The sequence below is a fragment of the Clostridia bacterium genome (genome assembly GCA_034926675.1).
GTDB lineage: Bacteria > Bacillota > DTU025 > DTU025 > DTU025 > JAYFQW01.
Genome location: JAYFQW010000003.1, coordinates 86489 through 100632, shown reverse-complemented (window position 1 = coordinate 100632; position 14144 = coordinate 86489). Strand labels below are relative to the sequence as shown.

Sequence of the window (14144 nt, the reverse complement as noted above, 5' to 3'; positions counted from 1 at the left end):
CGCGAACCCCACTCCAGGCCCCAAGCCTCTGTCCAATGGGCCCAAAGAATGTATTTCCTGCACTATTTCCAGGTTACGGCGTCCAAATTCCCGTGTTGATTCCTTGTTACCGATTTGTGGGAACCAATATCGTATCGTCAGACATTTCTCTTGGCAGCTGCCATCGTGGTTACCCCCTCGGATTGTATTTGCATTACACCCGAAGAGAACCACATGGCGGCTGTCCCTGTCAATACGCTCAGGATCCTCCCGCTGGATTTACACCACTACCTGAGACACTAACGCAGATTATGGCGGCTGTTGTACTCGCTTGGGCTTACGCGAGTTGAAGTAATTGATGACCGTGAGAATCACACCGACTACTCCCCAGACAGTCATATCCTTGAACACCGTGGTACTGCCTGCCGCGAGCCCGAGAAGGCCTGATAGTCCCGTAAAGACCATAGCAACCTTAGGAACCTGAAAAGCAAAAGCGCCGCCGATCATGAGGAGCAAGGCCACTAGCGCCCCAACTGAGCCTCCCTGACTGGCCGACGTTTCGCCAACGATAGTGCCGCCAACCCCTACTAGAAGAGACTGGAACAACACTGCAAAGCCAAAGAGCAGAGAGATGATGCCAGAAGCCAACTTCACAATGATTCCCCCCAGTTTCACACTTTCTTGAGTGGGATCAGTCGCTGAGCCTGTTGATGTATATGGTCCACGTGTTTGGATCACCGCTGGAAGTGGGGGTGGATACGTACATGAGCTCCCAAACGGAGTCAAAGCGGGACGAATCGTAGCGACCTGCTATGACAAGCTTCTGGCCTGAAGGCACTAAGCTGACTGCGGGTACGATGAATCGCAATGCGCGTTCTATTTGTCTTTGCACTAACGAGATGTCGTCGTGATAGGTGGCGAACACGAATACTACGCCATAACCAGGCAAATAGGTGAGTAGGACCGTCTCATCACCCAATGCCTTACTGAGTGCGCCCTTGAACACCTCCATGTCCTGCATCGCATCGGCCCATCCGGGGATCTTCTTGGGCTCGGCTGCTGCTATCGATACCGATCCGACGAGAAGTAACCCGATAAGCAACACCACAATCCTAGAACGGTTCACAGCAAAACCTCCTTTGGGATGCGTTCCCTTTTGTCTCTCTGCGTTTCTGCGCGATCTTGTGGCCCCTACCCAATGTCGCTCGAGTGCCAGCGCGTGAGGTGTCTTGCGATGTGCCGAAGCCCGGTGAACCCTGTGGCAGTCGTGCGGTGGCGCCACGTCACCTCCATGTACTCCACACCCGTGTCTGTACGACTCGCCTACTTAGCGGTGCTCATTAGGTCCTGAGGAGATACGGGAGCCTTGATCACTTCACTCATCCTAGAGGCCACTTCATCTGTGTTCGCCACAAGCACCGTGTCGTCGCCCAGACGTATTGCCCGTACCCACACGAAGGCAGTGAGAGGGGAGCTGCGGATGTACGATTGCATCCATGAGGCGGACTCGGCCTTGTCAGGCATGATCTTGCTGGTGCTGTAGCCGCTGAATGCCTCACATTTCTCGTTGAAGTAGTCGAAGAAGATGAAGCTAAGAGAATAGGCTTCGATGGACTGCGGGCCTGCATTCTTCACTGTTGCGTTCACGCTCAGCTCGGAAGACCCGGCGAACCCAAACTTCTCAATGCTGAGGTAGTCCTGCAGGTTGTTGATGATGTGCGTGCGCGGCGATAGGGCTGCCCTCGCAGGGCCCAAGAACACAGAGAGGCCTATTAGGCAAACAAGCAGCAAGGCGATACGTTTCACCATGGACACCTCCGATTTACTCTCCCTTGTTCAGTCGGGCTTCAGTAGTCCACTCCCTGCGTCTACCATCCGAACCCGAGTGCTGCCATCCCCAAGGGTGCCCAGGCGAGGAAGCGGAAGGCCATCTGTGGCACGGTCTCACTTCCTTGGTAGACGCTGGCCTGTGTTCTAGCGCCGAGACCTGACCAGCTGAAGCCATTCGACAGATACGGTGGGAACGGTGCGAGTTGCACCAAGAATGGTCCTGTACGAAGTAGGGATCATGATAGTCCCGGCAAAGTCAACCACATCGCCCTCCACAAGGCGGGTTTCCGCAGCCTCGCCATCCTGAGATATGAGGATGAGCATGTCATCGTCAACGTAGGAACCGAAATACCCCTTGCTCGTTGCGACTCTGTAGGTACCGTCCCCCGTGTCCTGCAGAACCTCGCCCTGCCGTCTTGTCGTCTTGCCCACGAAGTCTTCGGGTCGCCGAAGTAGTTCCCCATATGACTGTCTGGATGAGGCAAGAAGCGCCTTTCGCTTCTCAGCTGCCAGCTGCTCCTCGTGCTTCAGTCGAGCAGCCATCTTGTCGCGCGCGATACGGTCTACCTCGTTCTGCAATTCCACGGTGTTGTGATCCAGGAGCAACTGGTCCTGTAGGGATGCCAACTCCTGCTCAGTCGCGGATGTATCCCTATCCCAACTGGGTTTGAGGCCGAACCTCGCTTTGGCAGCGGCCATGATTGGGCGGTCGTGAGCTTCCATAACCACTGCAACCAGGCGGTCGCATGCATCACTGTCTGCTCCCTTTGGAACGCTGGCGGCGATCTCTTCGATGCGCTTAATGCGTTTGGGAAGTTCATCGGCAGGCATGCTGTTGTCAACTGCGGCCAGCTGCTCAGCCTCTGCGATAAGCAGAGCGATCCGTTCTTGGTCAACAAATGGTTGCAGCCGTTTGATCTCTGCAAGTAATTCCTTCTTGAGCCGCCCGCCGACTGAAGTGGATGCCTTCTTCAGTTGATTCGAGTGGTCGACGTAGTTTGAGGTGGGAGGGTTCGCCAGGAGCTGCTTAGCGTGAGCCGCTGTACTATCTGCTTCGAGGCTGAGCCCCAATGCAATGAACAGACAGAGGAGCGCGGCCGGAAGCACCAACCGGGCGAATCCACGGCGGCGCATTCTCGGAGCAGGCATTGCCTTACCGATGATGTTGGCGATGGCGACATATAGACCGAAAAGACTCAGCAACCAGAACACTGTACTCATCAGCCCGTCACTCCTTGGCTATTTCGTAGGCGTTCGCTCTCTCATTGTCGCGTGCGCAGACTGCGAGTTGCTAACGCAGTTTCTCAGGCTCCTAGTCCCGACAACCTAGTCTCCATCGCCTCCACGGAAGCCTAGCGGCGGTCATTGGGGATTCCTGTGATCGCATGCAACTCCAAGCAACGCATGCGCGAACCTGTCCGCTTCCCGTTCACAGCGGCCAGGCGAGATGAACGTGCTCTCCACGATCAGATAGTGCCTAGCAGGATCGTGCAAAAGAGCATGGCCAAGCTAATGTGCACGCGCATATGACAATTGAGACAAAGCCATGCATGGGCGCCGGCAGCACGATTTCGATGTGAGGGACGTCTAGCAGTTCAATGAGCTGGCGTGGATCGGTGGTGTGATATGTGGATGTGAGCTGCCGCGCGAGTCGTTGCGGCGGGTTCATATGATCACCCGATACTTCGCGTAATGGAGGCGCTCGCGCGGCTTGGTTTTTCTTGGGGCCTGTCTGACATGTGTATTAACGTTGGCCTGTTTCGACCCCTTCATGATTCTTCCTGCGAGTCTTCCGTGTTTTCCTCATCTTCTCCCGGCTGGCTCCTGCTTGCCTCCATAGTCGATGCGGAGGTGGAGCGGTTCCTGTATGGTACAGTGGCCAGGATAGTGCAGTTTCAACCTACGCGCCCGAGCGGGGCGCGACACTAGCGTGGGCACATCTGTGAGGGGAATCTACAAGTTTCAATCGACACCCGATCCCGAACACATGAGAATCCACGACGCTCCGGGTTTGCCGCATCCACTATGGCGCCCGTGAAGACATGGTCTAGCACAGAGTGACGAGTTTTCGTCTTCATGTGTCTGGTCAATTCTTCCTCTTGAGCCATCGCCGGAGGTCGGAATAGGTTGTCTGCGGCTCGCAGGCCGAAATCATGCCATGAAGCACTTCACGTGGCCAATGAGGTGATCAACGAATCTCTGGAAGCTCAAATCCGGGTTGGGCTGAGTGACTGTGGGGTTCTCGGGGTCTCTGGTTGAAGTTATGAAACAAGCTCCATTGTACAGTCGTTCTAGGACCAATCGTTTGCACAGAAGCTCGTATCGCTGTTTGTAGGAGGCATCCACAAAAACGGGGTCGACTGCGAAATGAGGTTCACTTACCTTGACAGGGCTGGACGATTGGTCGCAGTCCTCCAGAAGGAACAGATAGCCCAGCCATGGCGCTCTTGCCAGCCCGAAACGGCCCTCTCTGAATGCCGTCCAAAGGTCCTGAGCATTGCCTATTGCTTCTTCGACACGATTGTTGAAGTTGTTCCCGAAAGACGGTCCAGCCTGAGACTTCAGTTCAACCGCGCAGGCCAAGGCGGAATTGCGAACGACCAGAAGATCCCACTTCTTCTCAGGCCGATAGTATCCAGGTAGCTCCATGGCACTGCTGCGGTATATGCAGGCATCAGGAACGCCCTCGTCACGGAGGCGTTGGCAGATCAGATCCACAATGGCATCCATATGCTGCCCACCTGTGACGGATCGGCGTTCCCCGGAATCCTTGTCGCCATTCGCTCCCTGGCGGTCGCCTTGCAGGAGCCTGATGCTCCAGTAAGACCGGATTGCATCTATGAGTTCGTTGCTAGCTTGCATTGGTGATCACCTTCGTTGGGCGCCTCGTCGCCGAACATTGTCTGTTGATGAGAGATGCCGTCTGGAGTATCCACCAAGTGCAGTCCCGCTTGGGCGCAACGACGGACGGCCATCTTGACGAAATCGTGTTCTAGCTCAACGCCTATACTATGTCTGCCAGCCCTTGAGGCGGCTACGCAGGTGGTGCCGGTTCCGGCAAACGGGTCGAGAACTGTGTCGCCGACGAAACTGAACATCCTGATCAGACGATATGCTAGCTCCTCGGGATATGGAGCGGGGTGCTTTCGCGTTGAGGCGCCGGGAACATCTGACCAGATCTGCCGGAACCATGTCTGGTATTCCTCATTGCCAATGACACTCAGGATACGGGCCTGAAGGCTTGGCGTGCGATAGGCGCCGGGTTTGCGCTGCATAAGAATGTACTCTACATCGTTCTTGATTACAGCGTTAGGTTCATACGGCTTACCAAGGAAAGACGAACCATTCTCTATTTCGTAGTTTGCGTTGGCGATCTTGTACCAGAGTATCGGGGCAAGATTGTCAAACCCGATGTCCATACATTGGGTCTGTATGGAGGCATGTAGGGGCACTACATAATGTCGCCCATGGCGCCGTCGAGACCGGCATACATCGCCTACGACGATCACCAGACGCCCACCCTTCACCAGAACTCGGCAGCACTCACGCCACACCTGCTCCAGTCCGGAAAGGAACGCTAGATAGTCATCTACATTCCCCAACTGACCATCACAGTCAGGATAATTCTTTAGATCCCAGTATGGCGGAGAGGTCACAACCAGATGAACGCTTTCGGACTCCAGAAACCCCAGGTCTCTCGCATCGCCATGAACTATACGGTGGCCAGTTCGTAACCCCGCCACTGCGGCAGCGATACGCCTTTGAACCAAGCTGTCCTTGGCAATCAAAGGGATGCCCCGTTTGGGGTCTGATGTACCTACCATGGCCAGGATCTCATCAGCAGCTGTGAGATCCAAAATGGGTGACTCCGTCATCAAAGGTGTCTCCCTTCGGCTGAGACAGTGTGCTTACCTAAGATACTTCTAGCCGGCTGGATCAATACCTCCTGCACCTGATCGCTGATTCCCGTGTCGCGAACCAGCATGCCCGCAGGCCCCTCCGCCGGGAGCATTCGGCTGCACGGCAGAAACCGCCGGTGAAATTGCCGTCGCGTTCAAAGCGGAATGTTAGGCTGCACTTCTTGGCTTCTTTCTCCGGTATGATCAACTCGCCGACGGGCTGCGGCCTGAACTGACTCAAGTCTTCATCTTTGTGGGTTATTGGAGCGATGCAATCAGCAAGCTGCAGCCGCATATGGGGCTCCCGAGTTGGTCGCCCGCGCTGCCTGTCGAGGCGCGACTGGCGCGACCGAGTCCTGGGGCGATGATGTCGACGAATCCAGCAGTGAGACGAGCTCAATGTCGATGGAATCGACGTTGAAACGCGCGCAGTGTCGACAGATCCAGCATTGAGGCTCTCCGAACGTGCGTCCAGGCGGGATCGGCGATGGGGAGCGTGAGAAGGTGAGATCATGACATAATGTGGTGCGGTTGACTCGCAGGTAGACGCGTTTTCAGGGATGGGTCGGGCGCGCGATGCAGTTCACGTGAACCTCGACAGCGGGAGCCGGACCGTTAGTGTCGACGAAATGGACACTGACCTCGTGGTCAATGTCGAATTGAGTGGCATTCAGCGTGCGACGATGCCGGTTTGGTAGGCATTGACCGCCTGCGAGACCGGAATCTCAGGAACCGCAGATTTGTTTCTGCGGCTGTGGCGGCGGGCGAGGAATGTGCAGGAATCCGGAGATCAGCGTCGTACAATTACCTTGAAGGCGGGACTCGCATCAGCGGGCAGCGCCAAGATCGGATGGGCGAATGGCATGGTAAGAAGGAGGTGATAGCCATTATGAGCAGCGACAACTGGGACGATATCAAGACTCGATTCGTCCGTGACCGGCTTGCCGAAACCGCATGGGAAGACCGCATGTACATAGGCAAGCTCATGGTGATCGAGAGCTTCGTCGAGCGTGGAGGCCCTCATGCATGGGCTGAGGCCATGGTGCACCACTCGCTCAAGGAGCAGTTTCCTTTGGAGATCGAGTGCATCTCAAAGGAGATAAGAGAGGGGATCATGACCACGGCGGAGCAGTTCAACGAGATGAAGCTCAAGGCCGCGGAGAGATCCGAACAGTGGTTGCGTGAGAGGAGACTCCGTGCCCAGCAGCAACAGGACGAAGAGAAGCGCCGCCTGGAAGAGTCGCATAAGCAATGGCGTGACAAGGGTGGCAAGTGACAGGCCGAAACTAGCGCGTTCCAAAGCTACAGCAACTCCGTTCGCGGCGAGGACCCCTCACCTCGCCCACTTCATCCCCGGCGTCTCCGACTATTCCGCTTCCCTCACGCACACTGCAGCCCTCCGCACCTGTGACATCCCCATGCCCAATCACCACCATGCCGGCGACCTCGGCCAACAGGTGATCCCTAGCCAACCGTCGAATACGCGTCACGACGGAAGGGGGCCGACCCTGTGAAGCGGACGCGACTCGCCGATAGATTTGCGGTGTACGCTGCGCTTTTCCTCGCCGTGATCATGGCGGCCAACTGCTATTTCGGAATCCTGAGGGAGACGCGTCGCATCATGGACCAGATGCGCAAGGACGGCGTGGCTCTAGCTCAGGCCTACGCGCTTGCCATAGAGAACTCCATTGTCACTGACTCTGGGATCTCGCGCATAGTTGAACAGGCCCGTGCATCACGAGGGCTATCATACATGCGGATTCATGGACAGAAGGGCCGCTTCCTTACCTGGGCGGACCTTCTCGAGGATCCATCTTCTCCGGATATGGACGTATTCTCTGAGTGGGATGCGCCTGCTGACGATCCTATGCTGGCTACAGTCATGCAGACAGGACGGCCGCAGGACACCATACACTCGGTCCCTGATGGCGCCAGAGTGTACCGGGTGATGGTCCCCATCTACCTCTTCCGAAGTATGGTAGGCGCTGTGGAGCTGGGTATGGACATGACAAACGTTGTCCAGGCTGTTAGACAGGCAACGGTGCAGGCAGCTCTGATGACCATGGGGGCTCTCGCCCTTGGGATTGCGGGCATCTACATTCTGGCTACCACTGTCACCAAACCGATCGGGGAAATGACGGAGGCCTCGCACCGAATCGCTTCAGGCGACTTCTCCACCAGAATTCGGGTGAACACCGGCGATGAGCTGGAGGCGCTTGCAGGCCACTTCAACTCAATGGCGGCGAGCCTTGCGGTCTACTCTGAGCAGCAGAAGGAAGCCTACCGGGTCAGGCGCCTGGCCGAACTGGGTCAGATATCCGCATCGATAGCACACGAAGTGAGGAATCCGCTGGGTTCCATAATATCCTGCGCCAGGTACATTCAGTCCAAGGCTGCACAGCCTGAGACGGCTGAGCTGACAGCGATAATGATCAAGGAATCCGAGCGCCTGAACGCCCTGGTCCGGCAGCTGCTGGAGTTTGCCCAGCCCAGACAGGCGGAGGTCGCCTACACGGACCCGTCTCTGGTCTTGGCCGATACGGTGAGGCTCATAGAGCTCAGAGCCGCGTCGGAAGGAATCGGGGTGGAGTTCTCAAGGTCGGAGGTCCCCATGTCGTTCCTTGATCCTGATCGGCTTCACCAGGCATTCCTTAACGTGGGACTTAACGCAATCGACGCGATTGTCGAGTGGCGCAGAACGGGTGATCCTGCACTTCCAGTCGGGCAGGACGTAATATCCGTGAAGATATGCCATGACCAGCAGCGCGCTGCGATAGCAATTGCCTTCGACGACACGGGTCCAGGCATCTCCCGCGAGAACCTTGAGAGGGTGTTCGAGCCCCTTTACACTACTAGAAGCAGAGGGACGGGGCTGGGCCTTGCTATTGTGCGGCAAGTGGTGGAGGAGCATGGCGGAACAATCAGGGCGCAAAGCCCCCTGGCCAATGGAAGAGGGGCGAGGTTTGAGATCTTGCTGCCAGTGAGGAGCGGCGGCGGCGCGGAGGTGGGCCTGCCATGACCGGTCAGAGAGTCAGTGTGCTTGCGGTGGACGATGATGCGAGCCTCAGAACTGTGCTGAAGGTGATCCTGGCGGAGAAGGGCTTTGAGGTGGATGCGGCCGCCGACGCATTTCTCGCCATAGCAGCCCTAGAAAGGCGCTCATATGATGTCGTGCTCCTCGACATGAAGATGGCGGGGCGGACAGGCCTTGAGGTCATTCCGGATATCGTTGCGGGCCAGCCGAATGCGGTCATAATCATGATGACCGCATATGGAACCATACGGACTGCAGTGGATGCCCTCAGGGCAGGAGCCTACGATTACATCACCAAGCCTTTTGATGTAGACGAACTGGTGCAGGTTATCCATCGCGGCCTGGACGCAAGAGCGGGAACGGGGGAGGGGACTGGCCCTGCAGCCGGCCGTGGAGACACCGCCCGTTTTGCGGGGATTCAGTGGACATGCATGCCCATGGTGGAGGCATACTCAAAGGCTTTGAAACTCGCGCAGTACGATGTGACTGTACTGGTGACCGGCGAATCCGGCACTGGGAAAGAGCTTGTGGCCCACATGCTCCACGAGAACAGCCCCCGATCGGATGGGCCGTTTATCAAGATGAACTGTGCTGCAGTTCCAGAGACACTCCTCGAGAGCGAGCTGTTCGGGTACGAGAAAGGAGCTTTCACCGGCGCAGGGGCCCGAAAGCTCGGCCGATTCGAACTCGCCGACGGAGGCGCGCTGTTTCTCGATGAGGTGGGCGATATGAGCCCTGCGATGCAGGCGAAACTACTCCGCGTTCTGCAGGATGGGGAATTCGAGAGGGTGGGAGGGACCGACACCATAAAGGTGGACGTCAGGATCATCGCAGCCACGAACAGAGACCTAGGCTCAGCGGTGAGAGAACGGAGGTTCCGCGCTGACCTGTTCTACCGGCTGAACACAGTGACGATATGCCTGCCTCCCCTCCGGGACAGGCGCGAGGACCTGCCCACTGCACTCCAATACTTCCTGGAGCTATTCAACCGGCAGTTCAAGCGGGATTTTCGCGGCGCCGACGAGCAGGCCATGGATGCGCTCAGGAGGCATGAATGGCCCGGCAACGTCCGGGAGTTCCGCAACGCTATAGAGCATGCCGTCCTCCTCGGCGATGGGCAGTTGATCACACTGGCGATGTTGCCTGAGAGTGTGAGGGGCGGACAGGCGCCCCTCGATCCGCAGCCGATCTCCGAGGGTTCATCGATCAGGACTGTGGAGAGGGAACACATCTTGAGGGTTCTGGAGGCATGTGAGTGGAACCAGAGCCGATCGGCTGAAACTCTCGGGATACACAGGAACACGCTCAGGCGCAAGATCGCGGAGCTTGGCATCGAGAGAGAGTAGCGCGGAGCATGTGCACCAAGTTGGAGCACTGAGGCACTCGGGGAGTGCACCATCTTAGTGCAGGTGGGATGGATAGCGCCATGCTGTGCCTTCTCATGCGGCAGTTGCCCATGGCTGGCACGGCATTTGCTTGTCATATGCGGCAGCGAATAATCTCAGGAGGTGCACATCCATGAAGAAGCGATTGGCACTGTTGCTGGTTCTAGCGGCGTTGCTCGTGGGGATGGTTGCCCCATCTTTCGCAGCTCCAGATCCCAAGGAGCTAGTAGTGTATTTCACCTTCCACGAGAACGAGGCCAAGCGGCTGTTCGCCTTATTCGAGAAGCAGACTGGGGTGAAGGTCAAGTACCTGGCGCTTGCTACCGGGCAGGCCGTGGCGAGGGTTGAGGCCGAGGCTACAGCTCCTCAGGCCGACATCTTCCTGGGAGCGGGAGCTGAGAATCACGAGGCCATGAAGATGAAGGGCTTGCTCGCGCCATACGCCTCTCCTTCAGCCGATGCCATCTCGAAGGCGTTCAAAGACAGAGACGGCTACTGGACCGGCCTGTACCTTGGCCCTGAGGCGATAATCGTGAACAAGGACAGATTCGCGGCGGAGTTTGCGCCGAAGGGCATCCCGATGCCGAAAACCTGGTCCGACCTGCTCCGGCCGGAGTTCAAAGGCGAGATCGTCATGCCAGGCCCGGCCCTCTCGAGCACCGGCTACACGTTCCTCGCGTCCTACGTGCAGAAGTACGGAGAGGATGCTGCCTGGGCATTCTTCAAGGCTCTCGATAAGAACATCAACCACTACACCAAGAAGGGCCTCGCCCCGGCGCAGTTCGTCGCCACCGGCGAGTTCGTGATTGGCATCAACTTCATCCACGACCAGCTCCTCATGCAGAAGGCCGGGTTCAATGTGGACATCATTGTGCCGCCGGACGCCGGCTGGGAGATCGGATCAGTATCGATCATCAAGAACGGTCCCAATACTGCGAACGCGAAGAAGTTCATCGACTTCGTCCTTGGTGAGCAGGCGCAGCAGCTTCATACCGACTTGACGATGAGGATCCCCACAAGGGCCGACGTGGAGCTTCCGGGAGGGGTCAAGCCACTTGCAGAGCTGAACATATTCGAGGGCTTCAATGTGATCAAGGCTGCGAGCGACAAGGCCGCCCTTCTGGACAAGTGGGCTAAGGCCATCGGTCGGTAACCACGTATTGCAGGCGGGTTTCAAGCAGAAAGCCTGTAGATGAGGGGGTGGTTCCATGCGCAGTAACCCTGTGTCGAGGGACCTGAGGAGAATGCGGGGGGAGCCCCTCCTCGCTGCAATGATCCTAGCATCAGCGATGTTGCTCTTGCTGTTCGTGGTGTGGCCGATACTGAAGGTGCTGTCGCTTCCAAGCTGGGCGAACTGGGCAGCCTACTTCCAGAACCCCAGGTTCCTGAAGGCCACGCGCAACAGCCTGTTCATGGCTGCCATATCCACGCTATCAGCGACTGCCCTGGGGTTTCTGTACGCCTACGCAGTGAACAGGGCGAACGTTCCAGGCTCGAGGTTTTTCAAGACCATAGCCATCCTTCCGATCATGACACCCCCGTTCATCACTGGCCTGGCGTTCATCCTCCTCTTCGGCAGACGCGGCTTCATAAGCTGGACACTCCTGCACATGCGCCCCGACATTTACAGCTGGAAAGGCCTGTGGGCGGTTCAGACCTTCGCGTTCTTCCCAACTGCGTTCCTCGCGACATCCTCGGTGCTCAGGTCGATCAGTGCGAATCTGGAGCTTGCCGCTACTAACCTCGGGGCATCGCGGTGGCGCGTGTTCAAAGACATTGTCCTACCCCTTGCTACGCCCGGGCTGGCTTCCGCGGCTCTTCTCGTGACGAGTCAGGCTCTAGCGGATTTTGGGAATCCTATGCTCATTGCTGGTGATTACACAGTCCTGGCCACTGAGGCTTACCTGGAACTCATCACGAACTGGAGCCCGCAGGGGGCGGCCGTTCTTTCCGGCGTGCTGCTGGCGCCTGCATTGATGGTCTTCTTCGTCCAGAGAAACATCCTTGAGCGCAGGTCATTCGTCACCGTTACAGGGAAGCCCACAAACCTGGAGAAGAAGGGCCATTCGCCCATGGTCAGGTGGAGCCTGTTTGCGGCATGCCTGATTACATCGCTGGTGGTAGTCTCGGTGTACGGAGTGCTCCTGGTGTGCGCTTTCACGAAGACGTGGGGCGCCAACTTCAGCTTCACCTCCTACCATTTCGTAACGGCTGTGCTGCATGGGGTTGAACTGAAGAACAGTTTCATGCTCTCGGCTGCTGCTGCAGCCTTCACCGCGCTCTTCGCGGTGTTGCTCGGCTACATGGTGAATGTGAAGAAACCCATCGGCGCAGGCGCCCTTGATCTCATGGCGGTTATACCGGCCGCGGTGCCCGGCACAGTGCTGGGAATCGGTTATGTCCTATCGTTCAACACGCCCCCGTTGGCTCTCACAAACACTGCGGCGATAATCGTGATACTGATGGTGTTCCGATACATGACCGTGGGCTATCGGACCACGGTAAGCTCGATCAAGCAGCTGGACAGATCGATAGAGGAAGCGTCCACCAATCTCGGGGCCGACACCATCAAGTCGTTCCGCTATGTGATGCTGCCGCTCCTGCGGTCGGCATTCACCGTGAGTTTCATCTACACGTTCATTAAGGCGATGAACGCTGTGAGCGGACCGATCTTCCTGATATCTCCCCAGTGGCGACTTGCTTCTGTGTCCATTATCAACTTGGCCGATCACGGATACTGGGGCGAGGCTAGCTCTCTAGGAGTCGCAGTCGTCGGCATAATCGCCCTGACTCTGTTATTTTTCAGGTTCGCCCTTGGCGGCAAGGTGAAACTCTTCGAAATCTGAGCATCCAAATGCGTAAGGGGTGAAGGCAGATGGCCGATGGACGTGCTGGAGCGAGTGTGAAGCTAGCGGGGCTCGACAAGTGGTTCGGCAAGAACCATGTAGTCCGTGACCTGCACCTCGACATAAAGCCGGGGACCATGACGACCTTTCTCGGCCCTTCGGGCTGCGGGAAGACCACTACCCTCAGGATGATAGCAGGCTTCCAAGAGCCCGACCATGGACGCATATCAATTGGAGACCGAGACATCACTGATGTTCCTGCCTACAGGCGGAACACTGCCATGGTTTTTCAGGAGTACGCTCTGTTCCCCCATATGACGGTGGCAGAGAATGTAGGCTATGGCCTCCTGGTGAGGGGGATTCGCGCGGACGAGAGGAAGCGGCGGGTGCGCGCGGCTCTCGAACTCGTGGAGTTGGACGGAATGGGAGATAGGTTTCCGGGGCAGCTCTCCGGTGGCCAGCAGCAGAGAGTGGCTCTGGCCAGAGCGCTCATCGTTGAGCCCGATGCGCTTCTCCTAGATGAGCCGCTGTCGAACCTAGATGCAAAGCTTCGGGAGAGTGTGAGGATGGAGCTTCACCGGATCCAGAGGAGAACCGGCATTACCGCGATATACGTAACCCACGATCAGGAGGAGGCGTTCGCACTCTCCGATGAGGTAGTCGTGATGAGCGAAGGCCGGATTCAGCAGGCAGGTCCGCCTGATGAGGTGTACTACCACCCCGCCAATCGGTTCGTGGCGGAATTCGTGGGCACAATCAACCTGGCGCCCGCTCTGGTGACTGAGGTCTCCGGCAGCGTGGCCGCGATGCAGTGCGCATCGGCGGAGGTCGTGGCGACTGGGCTCACGAGGCCGATCAGGGCGGGGCAGACCGTGGTTATCGGCGTGAGGCCAGAATCAGTGCAGCTATGCTCTGTGGGTGAACCGCTTCCAACAGAGGATGCCAACGTGCTCCCAGGAAGAATCGCGGGCGCAGCTTTCCTAGGGCACAAACTGCGCTACACTGTGGAAGTCCCGTTCGGCAGCACCCCATGGGTGGTGGACCAGTTCGATCCCGGATCCTCGGTGGGGCTGTCCGGCGAAGTGAGCCTTGTCGTGCCTCGATTGAGGACACACGTGATGAGCGAGGAGTAGTGCGGGGAGTAGAAGCCAGGGGTAGAGCCAGCGGCTGA

The 14144-nt window shown here is 57.5% G+C and carries 12 protein-coding genes; 6 read left to right on the top strand and 6 right to left on the bottom strand.

The features are described from left to right. Positions 1 to 288: 288 nt before the first annotated feature. The 6 genes from VB144_02065 to VB144_02040 all read right to left on the bottom strand — a co-directional run bounded on the left by VB144_02065 (position 289) and on the right by VB144_02040 (position 5684). The gene (locus VB144_02065) at positions 289 to 633 is read right to left on the bottom strand and encodes a hypothetical protein (GenBank protein MEA4882443.1); all 345 of its coding nucleotides are present in this window, start codon (positions 631 to 633) and stop codon (positions 289 to 291) included. 37 nt (positions 634 to 670) lie between these two features. Then, the gene (locus VB144_02060) at positions 671 to 1105 is read right to left on the bottom strand and encodes a hypothetical protein (GenBank protein ID MEA4882442.1); all 435 of its coding nucleotides are present in this window, start codon (positions 1103 to 1105) and stop codon (positions 671 to 673) included. Positions 1106 to 1302: 197 nt separating this feature from the next. Continuing rightward, positions 1303 to 1785, bottom strand: a complete 483-nt coding sequence (locus tag VB144_02055) for a hypothetical protein (GenBank protein MEA4882441.1) — start codon at positions 1783 to 1785, stop codon at positions 1303 to 1305. 168 nt (positions 1786 to 1953) lie between these two features. Continuing rightward, positions 1954 to 3030, bottom strand: coding sequence for a hypothetical protein (locus VB144_02050; GenBank protein ID MEA4882440.1), 1077 nt, complete (start codon positions 3028 to 3030; stop codon positions 1954 to 1956). Between the two features lie 930 nt (positions 3031 to 3960). After that, positions 3961 to 4671 carry a PaeR7I family type II restriction endonuclease gene (locus VB144_02045; GenBank protein MEA4882439.1) on the bottom strand — a complete coding sequence of 237 codons (711 nt, stop codon included), beginning with the start codon at positions 4669 to 4671 and terminating at the stop codon, positions 3961 to 3963. Next, on the bottom strand, positions 4647 to 5684 hold the full coding sequence (locus VB144_02040) for a site-specific DNA-methyltransferase (GenBank protein MEA4882438.1): 1038 nt from the start codon (positions 5682 to 5684) through the stop codon (positions 4647 to 4649). The genes VB144_02045 and VB144_02040 overlap by 25 nt, the downstream gene beginning before the upstream one ends. 913 nt (positions 5685 to 6597) lie before the next feature. On the opposite strand from VB144_02040, the gene VB144_02035 reads away from it, so the two are divergent. The 6 genes from VB144_02035 (at position 6598) to VB144_02010 (ending at position 14106) form a co-directional block, all read left to right on the top strand. Beyond that, positions 6598 to 6984, top strand: a complete 387-nt coding sequence (locus tag VB144_02035; protein ID MEA4882437.1) for a hypothetical protein — start codon at positions 6598 to 6600, stop codon at positions 6982 to 6984. A 234-nt stretch (positions 6985 to 7218) separates the two neighbouring features. Continuing rightward, positions 7219 to 8727, top strand: a complete 1509-nt coding sequence (locus VB144_02030; GenBank protein ID MEA4882436.1) for an ATP-binding protein — start codon at positions 7219 to 7221, stop codon at positions 8725 to 8727. Beyond that, positions 8724 to 10088, top strand: coding sequence for a sigma-54 dependent transcriptional regulator (locus tag VB144_02025; GenBank protein MEA4882435.1), 1365 nt, complete (start codon positions 8724 to 8726; stop codon positions 10086 to 10088). Before VB144_02030 ends, VB144_02025 begins: the two co-directional genes overlap by 4 nt. 172 nt (positions 10089 to 10260) lie before the next feature. After that, positions 10261 to 11280, top strand: a complete 1020-nt coding sequence (locus tag VB144_02020) for an ABC transporter substrate-binding protein (protein ID MEA4882434.1) — start codon at positions 10261 to 10263, stop codon at positions 11278 to 11280. 55 nt (positions 11281 to 11335) lie between these two features. Beyond that, complete coding sequence (locus VB144_02015; GenBank protein MEA4882433.1) at positions 11336 to 12973, top strand: iron ABC transporter permease; 1638 nt, start codon at positions 11336 to 11338, stop codon at positions 12971 to 12973. Positions 12974 to 13002: 29 nt separating this feature from the next. Then, a complete protein-coding gene (locus VB144_02010; protein ID MEA4882432.1) occupies positions 13003 to 14106 on the top strand; it encodes an ABC transporter ATP-binding protein in 1104 nt (367 codons plus the stop codon). Positions 14107 to 14144: the final 38 nt, after the last annotated feature.

Coding starts and splice junctions, on each gene's coding strand:
- VB144_02050 (MEA4882440.1), bottom strand. CDS start 3,030: ATGAGTACAGTGTTCTGGTTGCTGAGTCTTTTCGGTCTATATGTCGCC.
- VB144_02045 (MEA4882439.1), bottom strand. CDS start 4,671: ATGCAAGCTAGCAACGAACTCATAGATGCAATCCGGTCTTACTGGAGC.
- VB144_02040 (MEA4882438.1), bottom strand. CDS start 5,684: ATGACGGAGTCACCCATTTTGGATCTCACAGCTGCTGATGAGATCCTG.
- VB144_02035 (MEA4882437.1), top strand. CDS start 6,598: ATGAGCAGCGACAACTGGGACGATATCAAGACTCGATTCGTCCGTGAC.
- VB144_02025 (MEA4882435.1), top strand. CDS start 8,724: ATGACCGGTCAGAGAGTCAGTGTGCTTGCGGTGGACGATGATGCGAGC.
- VB144_02020 (MEA4882434.1), top strand. CDS start 10,261: ATGAAGAAGCGATTGGCACTGTTGCTGGTTCTAGCGGCGTTGCTCGTG.
- VB144_02015 (MEA4882433.1), top strand. CDS start 11,336: ATGCGCAGTAACCCTGTGTCGAGGGACCTGAGGAGAATGCGGGGGGAG.
- VB144_02010 (MEA4882432.1), top strand. CDS start 13,003: ATGGCCGATGGACGTGCTGGAGCGAGTGTGAAGCTAGCGGGGCTCGAC.